The sequence below is a fragment of the Lentibacillus sp. genome, from assembly GCF_035301925.1.
Taxonomy (GTDB): domain Bacteria; phylum Bacillota; class Bacilli; order Bacillales; family Amphibacillaceae; genus Lentibacillus.
On the sequence record NZ_DATGTI010000147.1, the window covers coordinates 1 to 15,978 of the forward strand.

The 15,978-nt window shown below is 42.4% G+C and carries 16 protein-coding genes and 1 riboswitch; of the genes, 6 read left to right on the forward strand and 10 right to left on the reverse strand.

Going from position 1 to position 15,978, the window contains the following annotated elements; all coding sequences use genetic code 11:
• The 5 genes from VK080_RS11965 to VK080_RS11985 form a co-directional block, all read right to left on the reverse strand.
• Positions 1-1,373, reverse strand: a 1,373-nt coding sequence (locus VK080_RS11965; RefSeq protein ID WP_324224994.1) for an APC family permease, incomplete at its 3' end; no start/stop codon positions are given.
• 272 nt (positions 1,374-1,645) lie between these two features.
• Entirely contained in the window at positions 1,646-2,746 is a 1,101-nt protein-coding gene (locus VK080_RS11970) for a class II histone deacetylase (protein WP_324224995.1), read from the reverse strand.
• A 107-nt stretch (positions 2,747-2,853) separates the two neighbouring features.
• Positions 2,854-4,119 (reverse strand): Zn-dependent hydrolase, encoded by a 1,266-nt coding sequence (locus VK080_RS11975; RefSeq protein ID WP_324224996.1) that lies wholly within the window; start codon positions 4,117-4,119, stop codon positions 2,854-2,856.
• A gap of 143 nt (positions 4,120-4,262) precedes the next feature.
• Positions 4,263-5,708: a sodium:solute symporter family protein gene (locus VK080_RS11980; RefSeq protein WP_324224997.1), complete on the reverse strand. Its 1,446-nt coding sequence runs from the start codon at positions 5,706-5,708 to the stop codon at positions 4,263-4,265.
• A gap of 79 nt (positions 5,709-5,787) precedes the next feature.
• On the reverse strand, positions 5,788-7,125 hold the full coding sequence (locus VK080_RS11985) for an aspartate aminotransferase family protein (protein ID WP_324224998.1): 1,338 nt from the start codon (positions 7,123-7,125) through the stop codon (positions 5,788-5,790).
• A gap of 182 nt (positions 7,126-7,307) precedes the next feature.
• Here VK080_RS11985 and VK080_RS11990 point away from each other — a divergent pair, with 182 nt between their 5' ends.
• The 3 genes from VK080_RS11990 (at position 7,308) to VK080_RS16055 (ending at position 9,993) form a co-directional block, all read left to right on the forward strand.
• On the forward strand, positions 7,308-8,720 hold the full coding sequence (locus VK080_RS11990) for a PLP-dependent aminotransferase family protein (protein WP_324224999.1): 1,413 nt from the start codon (positions 7,308-7,310) through the stop codon (positions 8,718-8,720).
• Positions 8,721-8,830: 110 nt separating this feature from the next.
• The gene (locus tag VK080_RS11995; protein WP_324225000.1) at positions 8,831-9,673 is read left to right on the forward strand and encodes an aldo/keto reductase; all 843 of its coding nucleotides are present in this window, start codon (positions 8,831-8,833) and stop codon (positions 9,671-9,673) included.
• A 224-nt stretch (positions 9,674-9,897) separates the two neighbouring features.
• Positions 9,898-9,993 carry a putative holin-like toxin gene (locus VK080_RS16055; protein ID WP_414672250.1) on the forward strand — a complete coding sequence of 32 codons (96 nt, stop codon included), beginning with the start codon at positions 9,898-9,900 and terminating at the stop codon, positions 9,991-9,993.
• Between the two features lie 295 nt (positions 9,994-10,288).
• On the opposite strand, the gene VK080_RS12000 is transcribed toward VK080_RS16055, so the two are convergent.
• Together VK080_RS12000 and VK080_RS12005 are read right to left on the reverse strand one after the other, a co-directional pair.
• A complete protein-coding gene (locus VK080_RS12000; protein WP_324225001.1) occupies positions 10,289-10,531 on the reverse strand; it encodes a sigma factor-like helix-turn-helix DNA-binding protein in 243 nt (80 codons plus the stop codon).
• Positions 10,528-10,674, reverse strand: coding sequence for a hypothetical protein (locus VK080_RS12005; RefSeq protein WP_324225002.1), 147 nt, complete (start codon positions 10,672-10,674; stop codon positions 10,528-10,530). The genes VK080_RS12000 and VK080_RS12005 overlap by 4 nt, the downstream gene beginning before the upstream one ends.
• Before the next feature lie 716 nt (positions 10,675-11,390).
• On the opposite strand from VK080_RS12005, the gene VK080_RS12010 reads away from it, so the two are divergent.
• Positions 11,391-12,206 (forward strand): alpha/beta hydrolase, encoded by an 816-nt coding sequence (locus VK080_RS12010; protein WP_324225003.1) that lies wholly within the window; start codon positions 11,391-11,393, stop codon positions 12,204-12,206.
• 156 nt (positions 12,207-12,362) lie between these two features.
• Positions 12,363-12,468, forward strand: a riboswitch (TPP riboswitch).
• A gap of 128 nt (positions 12,469-12,596) precedes the next feature.
• The gene (gene tenA, locus VK080_RS12015) at positions 12,597-13,277 is read left to right on the forward strand and encodes a thiaminase II (protein ID WP_324225004.1); all 681 of its coding nucleotides are present in this window, start codon (positions 12,597-12,599) and stop codon (positions 13,275-13,277) included.
• A 65-nt stretch (positions 13,278-13,342) separates the two neighbouring features.
• Here tenA and VK080_RS12020 read toward each other — a convergent pair whose 3' ends face one another.
• From VK080_RS12020 to VK080_RS12030, 3 genes are all read right to left on the reverse strand, one after another.
• Complete coding sequence (locus VK080_RS12020; protein WP_324225005.1) at positions 13,343-13,993, reverse strand: SDR family oxidoreductase; 651 nt, start codon at positions 13,991-13,993, stop codon at positions 13,343-13,345.
• Between the two features lie 72 nt (positions 13,994-14,065).
• Positions 14,066-14,719, reverse strand: a complete 654-nt coding sequence (locus VK080_RS12025; protein ID WP_324225006.1) for a carboxymuconolactone decarboxylase family protein — start codon at positions 14,717-14,719, stop codon at positions 14,066-14,068.
• Between the two features lie 195 nt (positions 14,720-14,914).
• On the reverse strand, positions 14,915-15,346 hold the full coding sequence (locus VK080_RS12030) for a MarR family winged helix-turn-helix transcriptional regulator (protein WP_324225007.1): 432 nt from the start codon (positions 15,344-15,346) through the stop codon (positions 14,915-14,917).
• Positions 15,347-15,481: 135 nt separating this feature from the next.
• Here VK080_RS12030 and VK080_RS12035 point away from each other — a divergent pair.
• The coding region (locus tag VK080_RS12035; protein ID WP_324225008.1) for a CarD family transcriptional regulator at positions 15,482-15,978 on the forward strand (497 nt) is incomplete at its 3' end.

Below are 15,978 nucleotides of genomic sequence, written 5' to 3' on the forward strand. Positions count from 1 at the left end.
TTATTCGCATGGTCGGTACCATACTTCGCCATAGATACTTTATACAAGACAAAGCCAAGTATGGCCCATAGACCAATAATGGCCCATTCATACGGCCAGACGAGTGCTGACGGCATGCCCGGCATATACAGAATGCCAACACCAATTGACATGATGACGGCAATCCAGCCAATGGAAGTGCCTCCGGAAAGCCTGAACGGACGCTTCATCTCCGAATCTTTGTTACGCAGAATAATAAACGAGATGGCAACCATCATCCATGCCACAACAAGACCAAGTCCACCCGCATTGACAAACCACTCAAGCGCTGGACGACCCAGCAGCGGTGCGACAGTGGACAGAACAGCAATCAGTATAATAGCTTTGTGTGGTGTATTATATTTTGGATGTAATTCCCCTAATGATTTGGGAAGCATACCTGCTCTGGCAAGCGCATAAATGGCGCGGCTGCCGCCAACATAAAAGCCGAGCCAGCTCGTTAATATACCACCAATACCGCCCAGGACGAGAAAATTTCCTATCAGTCGGCTATTACCAAACGCTTTCGCCATCGCATCTGCCGTTACCAGATTTGATTCGTTCAGTTCAGCCGGACTCAGCATACGGGATACACCAAATATAACGGCAACATACCAAAGTACCGCAAGAAGAACTGACACAATCAGCAGCTGCCCGATTCGCTTCTGTGGTATATTGATTTCTTCTGCTGCCTGTGGAATGACGTCAAAACCGACAAACATAAACGGTGTCATAATAATGACTGACATAATTCCCGCAGAGCCCGCTGCAAAGAATGGCTCCATTGTTTCAACACTGCCGCTTGCTGTTCCACCCGTAATCAGCAAAACACCTGCAGCAAGAATCAGCCCGGTCAAAATAACTGTAATCGAAGACGTCAGCTTAATACCGCGGTAATTAACCCAAGCAATGATGATTGATCCAATGATGCCAATCCCAGCCCATGTAACCGTAACGTCCCAGCCAGCCAATGTGTATAAATAGCCTTGGCTGTAATTTGGTATCAAATACTCAAAGACTGTTGGCAGCGCAACGGCTTCAAATGCGATAACAGATACATAACCGAGTATCACTGCCCATGTTGCAATAAACGAAGCTGTTCGCCCCATCGCTTTAAACGAATAGACAAGCTCGCCACCAGCCAGCGGCAGTGCAGAGGCCAATTCAGCATACGTCAGACCAATCAGCACCACAAGCAAACCGCCAATCAGAAATGCCAGAATCGCGCCCAATGACCCGGCTTCAGTTATCCATAATCCGGTTGTGACAACCCAGCCCCAGCCAATCATGGCACCAAATGCAAGTGCGATAACATCTTTATTGCCCAAAATCTTTAACAGTTTCCGGTCACTCATTGTTATCCTCCTCTTGTCCATCTGATCATCTCACGTCATTATATGTTGTTTGACAGCCGTTCATTATCTTAAAATTTGCATGATTATTTATGCCAAACTCCCTCAATGTTCCCACTTGAGTTGAATAAAATATTTTCATTCCATTAACTGTAAGCATCCGCGAATCCTTTCAATGGCAAAAGCCATGGTAACATGGTCGGTTTCACATTAAGCCAAGCATTGTTTAGCGTCATCGCCTCATTTAAGGAAAAATTGTCTGTCGTTCTGACCTGTTATAATTCCCAGTATTGTTTCTGAATTTCTATTACCTTATGAATTGCTTCTGCCTGGTTTTGATAGAATGGTCCTTCATGGTAACCTTGGTCGAATGGATCTTCTACCCCGCTTTGTTTTCCAGATAATGCTTCCAGAACTCTGAGTGTACAAAATGGGACATATGCGGTGCTGTAACCACCTTCATGTAAGGCAACTAAGCGACCATTACAATGATTTTCCGCAAGTACTTTCATTCTCGCGGCCATGTCGTAAAATCCTCCTGCGGTCATCAGCATTCTTCCTAACGGATCAAACCGACTTGGATCTTGACCGGCAGATATCAAGATGAGCTCCGGCTGATATTGATTGACAATCGGCTCAATTACCTTGTCAAAAGTTTGCAAGTATCCTTCATTTCCAGTCCCGGCAGGTAATTCAATATTTACAGTATATCCTTCACCGCCCGCTTCACCAGTATAGGAAATTCCCCCGCGATTTTTCGGGAAAATATTTTCTTGGTGGATCGATATAAATAACACATCTTTATCCGAACGAAATGCACTCTCGGTCCCATTTCCGTGATGCACATCCCAGTCCAAAATCAGGATGCGCTTCAAACCATATGCTTCGCGTGCATATTTTGCGGCGATGGCTACATTATTCATTAAACAAAAACCCATCCCTGTTTCATACTCAGCATGATGGCCAGGTGGACGAGTGAGAGTATAGGCATTTTGCACCTCATTCTTCATGACTGCATCGACCGCGGTTAACGCTCCGCCCGCCGATAATAAGGCAATTTCGTAGGAATCCGGACCAACAATTGCATGCTCTCCAGCATCACCGCCACCTGCATCGCTTAATTCCTTCAAACAATTAAGATAAGTTTGGTCATGATTCATTTCTACTTCTTTTCTTGTTGCGGCCCTTGGTTCGATCTGATGGAGTTCTTTGATAAACCTGGAACGATCGAGCAGGTTTTTCACCCGCCGTTTTGTTTCTGGATTTTCAGCGTGGGTGTCCGCTTGAATCCACCCGCCTGAGCCGGAATTTAGCGCGCCTTGACCAGTTTGATGCCAAAAATAGCTCTCATCCCAGATAAACCCTGTCTTTTTCATATTTAACTCTCCTTATGTTTGATACTTATTTACAACTTTTAGCTGTTAGGTTATTAATACAGCATTTCTGTTAAGCCCAAACGTCATACATCTCCACCTGATTCCTTTTAAGTGGTTTTTAAATGGGACAACGCTGTGTCCATATTAGCCAACTGCAATAAACTATCCAGCAATACGTTGGCCCCTTGTTCGATGTTCTTATCCAACGTCAGCTCGGATTCCACATGACTTTTCCCGCCTACACTTGGCACAAAAATCATCGCCGTTGGGGCAATCTGACTGATATATTTAGCGTCATGACCGGCCCCGCTGTACATCCGCTTGACTGAATAACCGAGCTTCATTGCACTATTGGCAATCTGATCAATCATTTGTGGATGAAAATGAGTTGTTTTTACTTCCCATAATTTATTGATCGCAAGTTGCACATTTTGTTCGGTAGCGAGCGTTTGCAACTCATCTTTAATTTCTGCAATAAAACGTTCACGTACTGCATCATCTATATGTCGGACGTCCAGAGAAAAAGTGACTTCCTCAGGGATACAATTGATCACATTTGGTTTAAGTGCCATTCGTCCGACAGTAAAGCTTAGATCGGGACCATAAACGTTTCCTTTTTCTTCAATTTTAGTAATAATTTTCGTAGCAGCGAGCAGAGCATCTTTTCTTAACGGCATCGGTGTTGGACCGGCATGACCTCCCTCGCCTGTTACTATTAATTCAAACCATGTCATTCCTTTAATCCCTTCCACAGCACCGATTGAAACGCGTTCACTTTCCAATATTGGACCCTGCTCAATATGTAATTCGATAAACGAATGGATATCTTCAATCCGGTTTTCCAACTCACCCAGAAAACCTGTCCTTACCAATTCTTTTTCAAACGATTTTCCATTTCGATCTTGCCGGCTATATACAAAGTCTTTGTCAAATACACCGGCTAATCCTCCTGAACCCAATAATGGCGGCTCAAACCGCGCACCTTCTTCATTAGTGAAATTGACCAATTCAATTGGTCTTTTTGTTTCTACACCGTGATCATTTAAGGTGAAAATAGCTTCCATTGCCGTCAATACGCCCAAAACTCCGTCAAACCTGCCTCCATTTGGCTGTGTATCTAAATGTGAACCAACCAAAACTGGTGACAAATCTGAACGTCCTTTTCGCCTGCCATATATATTACCGAAGTCATCGAAACGAACTTCCAGATTTGCTTCGTTCATCCAATTAGTGAAAATTTCCCGTATTTGTTTATCTTCTTCAGACAAAGCAAGACGGCACAGTCCATTATTCGGAATTGCGCCAATTGACGAACTCATTTCAATCATTTTTATTAATCGTTTTAAATTGATGGCCGGTTGCTGTTGAGCCATGTTAATCACCTTCCCGAATTATTTTTCTGAATACGGATAGGTCGTTCCGTGGTAGTAGATAAGCCTTTTTTCACTTAAGATTTACAAGATAAAGTGATCGTTAAATTTATGGATCAACGATAACCATGGGAAATGACCCCATTTTATTCTGCCTTCGCCCAGATATCCTCTTGATATTGCTTCTGAGGTCTTGTCAACAACGAAACAACCACGATGGCTATGGTCGACAGTGGTAATCCGATAAATACCGGATGAATGCCAAACGGATGACCCGCAAGCTGCCAAATAACCGCTACAATTAGCCCAAGCCACATTGCAGTAATCCCACCAGTTTTCGTTGCGCCTTTCCAAAACAATCCAAAAAAAGCTGGTGCCAATAAACCAGATACCAGCATCGCAGTACCAACCACCCACAGGTCCACTAGTTGTGGTAAGTATAAGGCGAGCAATAATGCAATGATGGAAACCGTCACAACCGAAAGACGGCTGTACCATAAAATCCTGGCATCGTCCGCATATTTCATCCGGGGTTTGATAATATCGTTTATAATCGACGATGAACCAGCCATAAAAAACGAGTCGGCACAGGAAATAACCGTTGCCATTAGTGCGATAATCATGACTACAACCATTGGAAAATTAAAGACAGCATCGATTGCATGATAGTAAATAAGTGTTGGATCTACATTGTCCAGACCCAAACCATATCGAGCCATGACGCCGATAGCGATGACAGCCGCTCCAACCAGCAAACCAACAATAATCGACGCCCAGTATCCATAAATAGCCGTTTTATAACTTTTTGCCGCCCAAAACCGCTGCCACAAGTCTTGTCTAACGAACTGGTAACCGCCAATTGTACAGAAATAAACGAACACTTCTCTCATTGTTATATGGTTGAAATCAAACATATACCCTTCATTCAGTGAACTGGCATAACTGGTCATGGAGCTCCAATCACCGGCAAATGCCAAAATTGCAAAAAATAAAATAAACACGCCGACCGTTTGTAATGTCCCATGAACAGCATCTTGCCAAATGACTGATTTCAGTCCGCCAAAATAAGTTTTAAGTGTTAATAACAGCCAGCTGATAATAATCCCAATTGTCATATTTAAACCGATTGTTAATTTTAATATCGTGGCAATCGCGACGAATTGCATTCCAGTAACAGCACAGTAAGCACATAGTACACTGATTACTGTCGGGACACGTGCTGCTTCTCCGTACCGTAACGCGGTAAAATCCCCCAGCGTGACCATATGATATTTTTCCCCGAGAAAACGGATGCGCCGAACCAGGAAAAAAGCTGTTATGATTCCGGTAATAAAAATACTATTATTCAACCACTGCTGCCCCATACCATCAGTATATCCATCAGTCATGAAACCGAGCAGGATTGATCCACCAACCGCAGTACCAACAAAGGTTAGAATCAATGGAAAAATCGACACGGAACGACCAGCAACATTATAATCATCATACGTTTTTATTTTCCGTTTATTTATGTAAAGTGACAGACTAAAAAGGAAAACAAAGTAAACGCATACAATAATCCCAATCAACATATTTTCATTTGAACTAAACATAAACCTTATCCTCTCCATTTTTTTAACCTAGACACAGATGGTGTTTGGCCCAGTTTTTAAAGTCGCTATAACTTGCTTATCAGCCAATCTCCTCTTCAACCGCCAACACAGCGTCATGCATTTTCTCAACAAGGGTATCAACCTGCTCTTCATTAATAATCAATGGCGGTGAGAAACAAATAATGTCCGTGCTGTCGAACGTTACTGGACGGCAGATAACACCGCGGTCGTACAGTGCATTGATAGCTTTACCAGCTACCTTCAAGTCAGCAGGGAAACGTTCATTATTTGATGGATCCTTGACGAGTTCCACAGCCTCAAGAAGTCCTAGCGTCCGGACGTCGCCGACAATTTGCGTGTCTTTTTTGATGCGTTCAAAACCTTTTAACAGCTGCTCGCCCATTCTTTGTGCATTTGCCGCAAGATTTTCATTTTCCATAATCTCAATGTTTTTTAACGCGACCGCACTGGCAGTCGGATGTCCACTATACGTAAATCCGTGGAACAATGTACCGGTGGAACGCTCCTTCAGCACGTCATGTATGTCATCCGAAACAACTACCCCGCCAAATGGGATGTAACCACTTGTGACTCCTTTGGCAAACGTCATCAAGTCAGGCAGTACATTCCAATTTTCCATGCCAAACATTTTCCCTGTACGTCCAAAACCGGTAATAATTTCGTCGGCAATGAATAAAATGCCATATTCATCACAAAGCTTCCGGATTTCCTTGAAATAGTCATCAGGCGGAATGATGACCCCGCCTGCACCCTGCACAGGTTCAGCGATAAAAGCGGCAATCGTTTCCGGATCCTCTTGTTCGATCACTTGACGTGTCGATTCAATGGCCTCAGCTGTGCCTTTTTCATATGGCGTATCCGCATGAACAAAGTCAGGCATGAACGTTCCGGCCATATCCCAAAATTGTGGAATACCCGTTGCACTTGTTGAAGCGGCAGCGACACCATGATAAGCTTTTTTCCGCGAAATGATTTTCCGCCGTTCCGGTTCACCTTTCAGTTTCCAGTAATGCCGTGCCAGTTTAAAGGCTGTATCATTCGATTCAGAACCCCCTGAAGTAAAAAACACTGCATTTAATCCTTTTGGTGTGATAGAAGCTATTTTCTCTGCAAGCAGTATGGCGGGTTCGTGACTGAACGTTGAGAATGCAGAACTGAATGCAAGTTTCTCCATCTGCTCTTTAGCCACCTCAGCCAACTCGCTGCGACCATGACCGATATTGACGTTCCATAAAGATGACATCGCATCGATATAAGTTCTCCCTTTGGTGTCGGTTAAATAAATGCCCTCACCTTTTTCAAAAATATAAGCCGGCCCATTTTTCTGCTGCTGTTGGATGGATGATGTCGGGTGAATAAAATGTTTCTGATCTAATTCAGCTAAGTTCTTAGACAATGAAATCTTCCTTTCTATAAGTAATCGCTTTCAATTTTTTCATTTAAATAGTTTCTTCATACCCCCCTTTAACAAAATTCCCCCTTTACTGTTTAATGTGAATTTATAGACTAGTATGATATCTTATTGGTATAATGAAAAGTACCAGAATTGAAAAAATTATGGTGCCAGGGTGATGAGAGATGATTAAATTCCATGTAGATAAAAGACAAAAATCAAATTATATTTATAAGCAAATTTATGAAAAACTTAAGGAATTCATACTGGATCATAAAGTTTCTGCAGGCAATAAACTCCCTTCAAAAAGGGAACTGTCCAATGAATTGGGAGTGAGCATCAATTCAGTCGCAACAGCATATGAACAACTGCTTGCTGAAGGTTACATTTATACAGTAGAACGCAAGGGATATTTCGTTGAAGATATCGCGCATTTTGTTAATGGCAATTCTTCTAAAGAACATGAACTGCCTGAACATTTAAAAGAAACTTCCAGTGATGAAAAAGGTTGGCTTTCCTTTTCTCATATTAAAACAGACCATTCCATGTTTCCTTTTCATGAATGGATGAAGAGCCAGCAAAACGCAATATCTCAACATAAAACAGAGCTTTCCGGGATTGCCCATCCACAAGGCCCTTTTACCGTAAGAAAGACGATTTCTGATATGATAGGCTTAACACGTGGTGTAACATGTGAGCCTGAACAAATCATTATTGGAACCGGTATTCACCCATTAATTCATCAATTAATGGCTATACAAGGAACTGACACAAAAATAGCTGTCGAAAATCCGGGGTATTCACGGGTTTTCCGAATACTAAAAAGCCTGAAGCTTGACGTATTGCCTATTGGGTTGGACAAGGTAGGAATGGATATTAAAGAAATCGAAACATCCAACCCCGATTTTTTGTATATAACACCTTCGCACCAGTTTCCAACTGGTACGATAATGCCGATCTCTCGACGCGTTGAGCTGTTAAATTGGGCTGCCACCGGCGAAGATCGATATATTATAGAAGATGATTATGACAGTGAATTCAAATATGGTACGGATAATATCCCCTCCCTGCAGAGCTTTGATCGAAATCAGCGCGTCATCTACTTCGGCACCTTTTCAAAAACATTACTGCCAAGCTTTCGGATTAGTTATATGGTATTGCCGCCTAAGTTACTTGAAATGTATCAATTTCACTATTCCGACCGGATACAGGGATGCAGTTCGCTCCTTTTATATGCGTTACACTATTTTATTCAAAATGGGGAATACGCCAAACACATTAAACGAATGAATCAGCATTATGATAAGAAACGGAAACAATTAATAAAGGAACTCTATACAAGGTTTCAGAACAGGATAAAGATTAAAGACACGCCGGCCGGACTCCATTTTCTTGCGGAATTTGATACCTACAAAAGCTATGAAGACATAAAAGTAAGGGCCAAACAGGAAAAGCTTGAAATCTATACAATGAAGCATTTCTTGTTGGGAAATGATGATGGCAAACCGAAAATTATTGAAATCGTCATTGGCTTTGCAAGTATTAAAGAAGATGAAATAGTTGAAGCGGTTGACCGGTTGTATCGTGTCGTTTGCTGATTAGCTTTGTCAGGAGAAATCAGCATTCCATGATGTGTAGTAATCGATTATGATAAACTACTATTAGCTTAATGGATTAAAGAAAACAAAAATATAAAAGGAGTGACACGATGACGAACCAAATACCTGAAATTACACTGAATGACGGTACAAACATCCCAGTACTTGGCTTTGGGACATACAAACTGTGGGGAAATGACGGTGGAGCAGCCATTGCCAGTGCCATTGATCAAGGCTACCGGTTGATTGACACAGCTTACAACTATGAAAATGAAGGAACAGTTGGAGCCGCATTGAAGCGGACATCCGTACCACGTGAGGCGTTACGCATTACATCCAAGCTTCCCGGCCGCTATCATACTTATGACAAGGCAGTAAAGGCCATTCAGGAATCACTCTATCGCGCCGGTCTGGACTATTATGATTTATATTTAATTCATTGGCCAAACCCGAAACAAGACAACTATGTGGAGGCTTGGCAGGCTTTGATTGATGCAAAAAAGTGGGGCCTGATCCGCTCAATCGGCGTTTGCAATTTCCTGCCCGAGCATCTCGAACGGCTGGAAAAAGAAACGGGCGTATTGCCAAGCATCAATCAGGTTGAACTGCATCCTTACTTCAACCAGGAAAAACAGCGTAAATGGCATGAGGAGCATGGCGTGGCCACCGAATCGTGGAGTCCATTAGCGCGAGCCAATGATGTTTTCAATGACGATACTATTAAGGAAATTGCGAACAAATATGGAAGAACTGCTTCACAAGTCATTTTACGCTGGCATTATCAACACGGTGCCATCGCTATTCCAAAGTCAGCATCACCTGCACGTCAGCTGGAGAATATGTCTATTTTTGATTTTGCATTGGATGATGAGGACATGGCGACATTGGACGGATTGACTAAGCCGGATGGGCGTATGAGGGATCAGGATCCGGCTGTTTATGAGGAGTTTTGAGAGAACTTATTAAGGAAAAAGGCTGCTTTCCACTTTTTTGTGGGTGGTTGGCAGCTTGATTTGCTGGCTTAAAAAAACGCTTTGATTCTATTTTTAAACTACAGAAAGATTAATAATTTTGTTATAATAATATTGAGCTACATAAGCAGGATGGGGCGGTGGAACTTTGCTGCTCGTTGGTAGACATTGGTTATGCTACGACGAGGAGGGAGGTGATGCCGCAGATGATTACTTTATATCAAGGCATCATGCTCATGATCAGCTTTGGGTCGTTACTCACGGCTGTCATGACGCTAATTGTTTTGATAACAAAAAAGTAATCCCCACCTGCGAAAACGGAACTGGTTGGGGATTACTCCTACCTGATCCACCGCAACTTCTTGCGGTGTAGCTCATCAGAACTCCGACACGCTACTGTCGGGGTTCTTTTTAGTATTATGCTTTCTAACCTCATTATATGCCAAGAATGTTTATATTGCAAGATATCACGATTGAATTGATTTGTTATTAAGTTTCCCAAAAGTCCTGCATTTTAAACATTAGTGAACGACCTCCAGATCCGGTGAAGCCCAACGTTATCCCAATCAATGCAATAGCCCTCACCCCACCTTCCAATCAAACCTCGGCATCATTTACCGCTGCCGTACGCAATTTCCGCCTGACGCCTTTCCCCCAACTCTTAACAGCTTCCACCGTAACGCCTTCCTGTTCAGCGATCTCCTTTAAGTGCATGTCCTCGATAATATGATATCGTACCCATTTCCGCTGATTATCAGAAAGCTGATCACGCACCTTCTGCCAAAACGCCGTATTGCACGCTTCAATATCGCTGTTCTTTTGCACAACCGGATAGGTCAATCCATGATTCCGATAATAATTGCCGTCATCAATGTGCGTTTGATATCCTGTGCGAATTGCGTCGTCTTTTCTACCTCCTTATTCTGTTTCCGCATCAAGTCAATCATGCGGTTGCGGATAATGTAATTGAAATACGTCACCATCGGGCCTTTGTCCGGCTGATAAGTCTCGTATTCATTCTACATGGCAACCAAACCTTCCTGGTAAAGTGAAACTTCATTCAGTGGGGCGTCTTTCCCCACTGAATGTTAGTTGAACAGAATCGGACCTTTACAGGCAGTTGATCCCCACTAATCTTTTTTTCGTTTTCCTTAAAAGTTTTAAAGTGGGGATCTTACTGCCTGTTAGGCGGGAAAAAACTCCCGATGTGGATCCCTGATATTCAGCCGGTAAATGTGGTAATGAATCCGACGCTCATTTTGCCTGAAAATCTCCTCGAATGTGGTTTTTCCCTTTCCATTTTCATGCCCCAAATGTCCAGTAAGCAACAGCTTAGTAGACTCCTTCTGCAGATGCCACCTTTATGCAGGTTTTTTTCGATTGTAGGGGTGAGTAGAGCTATTTCCAACTTGGGGAGAGCTTTATCTGGACTTTAATAAATTGATCCACTTACAAGACCGCATGCTCCTTTCTTTAAATCTTTTATTAGTATGTGTCAGCTCAATATCTTCCGCCAACTTTTACGGGCATAGCCGAAATGACGTTCAACAATTTCCCTTGACAGAACACCCTCAAAAATTTAGTTCCCTCATTTCCACTGATTATCTCTAAGCAAATCACATCCTCCGCTTGTATTTTGCTTACTCTTCAGAAATATACTAAAATAATAATGACAAACTTACTTTAAGGAGCTGAGGGCATGTCAGGATTTAACGGCAAGTATATCGAGGTTGATCCTGGAATCGAATTATTCGTTCAGGACGTTGGACAGGGCGAACCAATTGTTTTTATTCCCGGGTTTACATTCACCACAGAAGTCTTTTCAAAGCAGGTGGACTATTTTTCAAAAACGAACCGCGTCATTGTGGTTGATCCACGGAGCCATGGACGATCCACAGTGACCGTACATGGCAATGATTATGTGACACATGGAACGGATTTGGCCAAGGTATTAAAACAGTTAGATGTGGAAAATGCCACACTTTTCGGGTGGTCTTTTGGCTGCTTTACGGTCTGGGAATATTTCAAACAATACGGACGCGATAATATTAAATCAGCCGTTTTAGTTGATATGCCGCCGAAATCATTATCTGTACATAACGATGATTGGATTGAGGGAGCGCTAGATGATATCGCGGCGATTTATACGTCACATTTGCGGAGCCCACAAGGTCAGCGGGCATTCATCACAGACTATATTACTCAAGTCATGATTCAGCGGGAAGTAAAAGAAGAAGAACTGAATTGGCTTGTCGAACAATCTTTAAAAACACCATATTATATTGCGGCGAATCTTTTTGCGGCCGGTATGTTTTCCGATTATCGTGCTGAAGCGACATCGTTAAGCCATTCCGTTCCGACTTTGACAGTTGTCGCCGAACATTGGGCGGAAACGGCTGCAGCTTTTACGAAAAAAGTGTCGCCAGAATCAAAAATAGAAGTACTTGGTGGGCATATGATGTTCTGGGAGCATGCGGATAAATTTAATGACATGGTAACGCGGTTTCTGAAATAAACAGATATATGGGGGCTTTTCGCCTCCACCATTTCTTTTAGGATAATATCAATTGGTGGTCGGGCAATATAGTTTTAGTTTATCGAAAACGAATTAACGTCTTTCTCTCCATACTGTTTAATTTTTCCTTCAATTAGGCTAAACTGTAGACAAACAGCATTTCACTAGGGGTGCCTTTTAAAGGCTGAGATTAGAGTGGACTCTAAGACCCTTTGAACCTGACCTGGTTGGTGCCAGCGGAGGAAAGTGGACAGGACAACGTAATTAAAATAGGCGATTTCAACAAGATATAAGGCATGTTCAATTGTTCGATCTATATTTTAATGACCTCCCTTTTCTTCGTGCGCGCCCGTGTCGGGTCACCATTAATCAAGAAGGGGAGGATTTTTTATGCGTTTTACAGAAGTACTACGTCAGAAAACCAGGGAAAGCTGGGAACAGAGTTTGAATCATCCATTTGTCCAGGAGATTGTGCGGGGAGATTTGCCGCTGGATACGTTCAAGTATTATATTCTGCAGGACATCTACTACCTGAAGCATTTTGGCAAAGTACATGCGATGGCTGCCGCCCAGTCAGATGATTTTGAAGTGACGGCGATGCTTACGGAAAAAGCCAAAGTGACAGCCGAAGCCGAGTTAACCGTTCATCGTGAGCATGCGGAATTACTGAACATCACCGAGGATGACATGAAACATTTCAAACCGGCACCAACAGCCTATGCCTATACATCGCACTTGTACAGGGCGGCGCTTACCGGACAAATCGGGCAGACGGTTGCCGCTATCCTGCCGTGCTACTGGCTGTATGCCGATATCGGAAAGAAAAACCAACATGCAAAGCCCGAGGAAACCATCTATCAAAATTGGATCAAAATGTATGCTGACGATTGGTTCCAAACATCCACACAGGAGCAAATCGACTTGCTGGATCAGATAGCTGAAGAAGCAAGTGATCACGAAAAAGAAAAAATCAAGGAGCAATTCGTCATTGCAAAAGAATTCGAGCTTGCGTTTTGGGAGATGGCCTATACGAAAGAAGATTGGTTTTCGGCCAGAAGCAGTAACGTTTAATGGCTAAAGAAAATGACATCCTGGTTACGACCGGGATGTCATTTTCTTTAGCCATTATTTTTGAATTATAGTGAATCCACCGCGTCTTTAATCGGTTTCGTACCACCCACGACCTGAAACTCTTTTCCAATCGTTGTATCATTTTCCAAACTGGCAACGATGACGCTGGCGATGTCCTCTCTTGGAACCTCGCCTCTTTCAACTTCAGGAGCTGCCTCAACTTGACCGGTCCCTTCATCATTCGTTAACAAGCCGGGATGGATAATCGTATAATCCAAATCACTACTTCTCAGCCATTCATCCGCATAATGTTTGGCTGCTACATAGGGCGCAAATGACGCAGAAGCTTCCTGAATGGCTTCACGTCTTGTATCAAACGAACTAATCATAATAAACCGTTTCACGCCAGCAGCTTTAGCCGCTTCAATGGTCTTAACAGCACCATCCAAATCCACCATAATGGTTTTATCTTTTCCTGTATGACCGCCGGAACCAGCTGTGAATACAATTGCATCAACGCCATCAGCTGCTTTGGTAATCGCGTCGATGTCCCCTTCCAAATCGACCACGGCCGTTTCTGCACCAAGATTTTCAAAAAAGGATACTTGCTCCTCGTTACGGATCATTGCCTTCGCTTGGAGGTTATCGCTTTCCTGAATAAATGAAACGAGATGCTTTCCAATTTGGCCATTAGCCCCTACAACCAAAATTTTCATTTTATCCACCCTTTCTATTGAATGTGATAAAGCCAATATGGGGAGAGCCATATTTTTCAACCAATGGCAGTGTCAATCGCCATAACTCTCAATCATATTGGCCATATGGGCATATGAACCACCGGCAAGCAATGCGGAAGCAACCAATACAGCTTCACTCAGTTCTTCTCTCGTTGCACCTTCCTTATCAGCATTTTCCGTATGGACATCGATGCAGTATGGGCAAAGCGTTGCATGACCAATAGCAACTGCAATGATCTCTTTGAATTTTTTACCCAATTCACCCTCTTGTATTGCCGCCTGATTGAATCCGGAATAACCCTGGAATCCGTCTTTGGCATGCTTTCCTAACTGATTGAGATTCTTCAGGTTCGAACGTTCATACAGCGTATCATCTGTGTCGTCTGCCAGCGCATTATGCATGTTGGTACTGTGCGTGACAGCACCACCTGCTTCGACGGCAGTTGTCACATAAACAGCTTCAACCAATTCTTCGAGGGAAGCCCCTTCCTTTTTGGCATTCTTGGTATGGGTATCAATGCAATATGGGCATTGGGTGACGTGTGCGACCGCGACGGCAATGATTTCCTTATCCTTTTTAGTCAGCGCCCCATCTTTGAAAACACCATTATTAAAAGTCGCAAAAGCCTTGGTCTGATCAGGTGCAAGATCTTTCAGCCTGCCTAAATGCTGCATATGGCCCGTTTCATAAAAACTGCCTGCCAATGTGATTCCTCCTTAACGCATGTATGTTATATGTCTTATATTATATATTTTCACGCATTTTATATAGATAAACAAGCTTCCTGCTTTTTTCGCAGGCGCGGGTTCATTGAACCATTAAGAAAGCCATTACTGTAAATTCCACAAAATCTCCTGTCAACTTAGCATTCATTTACGAATTATTTTGATCAGACGTTACTATAATCCCCAATCAGATTTCAAAATCCCTTTCAACCGGTTTACTTCTTCAGAACCAATATTTTCAGCGATTTTACGTTCAAGCTGCGCCTCCAGAAATTTATTTTTTTCATAAAATTCCTTACCCAAATCCGTTAGCCTTATCGATTTTTCTTTTTTATTATTTTTCAATTTTGTGATCTGAACTAATCCTTTTTGTTCAAGACGTTTAATGAATTTATGCGTAGCCTGACGGGAAATCTCGACATGCTTTGTCACCCACGAAATTGTTGTTTGTTCTTTCTGATAGATTCTCGCCAAAATAAACCATTCTGAATCTGCCACGTATATATCACTGTTCTCATTCCACAGGTTCTCCGACAATTTCCGAAGCTGAAGATGACGTTCACTGATTAAATCAATTAAACCCATATTATCTAAATCAGACTTCAACTTTTTACCCTCCTATACTGTCGTTAATATATACAATTCGTTCGGCAATGTCAATTTAGTTGACAATTTTTAAAATAAGAATTATACTAGAATTAGTCAACCAGGCAACAAGAGCGGTTAAAAGGAGATACCAAAATGCATGATATTGGGGATTTAATCATCTATTCAGGACATGGCATATGTCGAGTGGATGATATTTGTGATAAGAATTTGAATGGAACTGTGAAAACCTATTACGTGCTGCACCCAATTGAGGATGACCACGAATTAACGATACATGCCCCTGCAGACAATAAAAAAATCATGATGCAGAAATTGATCAATAAAGATGAAGCTGAAAAAATCCTTGAGTCCTTTCGTTCGGATGGCGTTGAGTGGATCGAAAACAGCCATTCACGAATTAAATCCTATACAGCTACAGTGGATACCGGAAATCGGATGGAGATTGCTAAAACAGCCAACACCCTGATACGGAAAAAGCATGTAATCGAAGCAGAAGGAAGAAAGTTTTTTGAACAAGACAGCAAACTTTTAATAAACATTCAAAACATATTGTTTAAAGAACTGGCCATCGTACTCGATACGTCCACTGATAAAATTAATCAGCAAGTTAATCAGAACTTATTTCATAG

What these genes read in the sequence shown, in the direction of transcription:
- VK080_RS11980 (WP_324224997.1), bottom strand. Translation starts at nt 5,708, where the DNA reads ATGTTTAGTTCAAATGAAAATATGTTGATTGGGATTATTGTATGCGTT.
- VK080_RS11975 (WP_324224996.1), bottom strand. Translation starts at nt 4,119, where the DNA reads ATGGCTCAACAGCAACCGGCCATCAATTTAAAACGATTAATAAAAATG.
- VK080_RS11995 (WP_324225000.1), top strand. Translation starts at nt 8,831, where the DNA reads ATGACGAACCAAATACCTGAAATTACACTGAATGACGGTACAAACATC.
- VK080_RS16055 (WP_414672250.1), top strand. Translation starts at nt 9,898, where the DNA reads ATGATTACTTTATATCAAGGCATCATGCTCATGATCAGCTTTGGGTCG.
- VK080_RS12010 (WP_324225003.1), top strand. Translation starts at nt 11,391, where the DNA reads ATGTCAGGATTTAACGGCAAGTATATCGAGGTTGATCCTGGAATCGAA.
- VK080_RS11990 (WP_324224999.1), top strand. Translation starts at nt 7,308, where the DNA reads ATGATTAAATTCCATGTAGATAAAAGACAAAAATCAAATTATATTTAT.
- tenA (WP_324225004.1), top strand. Translation starts at nt 12,597, where the DNA reads ATGCGTTTTACAGAAGTACTACGTCAGAAAACCAGGGAAAGCTGGGAA.
- VK080_RS11970 (WP_324224995.1), bottom strand. Translation starts at nt 2,746, where the DNA reads ATGAAAAAGACAGGGTTTATCTGGGATGAGAGCTATTTTTGGCATCAA.
- VK080_RS12020 (WP_324225005.1), bottom strand. Translation starts at nt 13,993, where the DNA reads ATGAAAATTTTGGTTGTAGGGGCTAATGGCCAAATTGGAAAGCATCTC.
- VK080_RS12005 (WP_324225002.1), bottom strand. Translation starts at nt 10,674, where the DNA reads ATGGTGACGTATTTCAATTACATTATCCGCAACCGCATGATTGACTTG.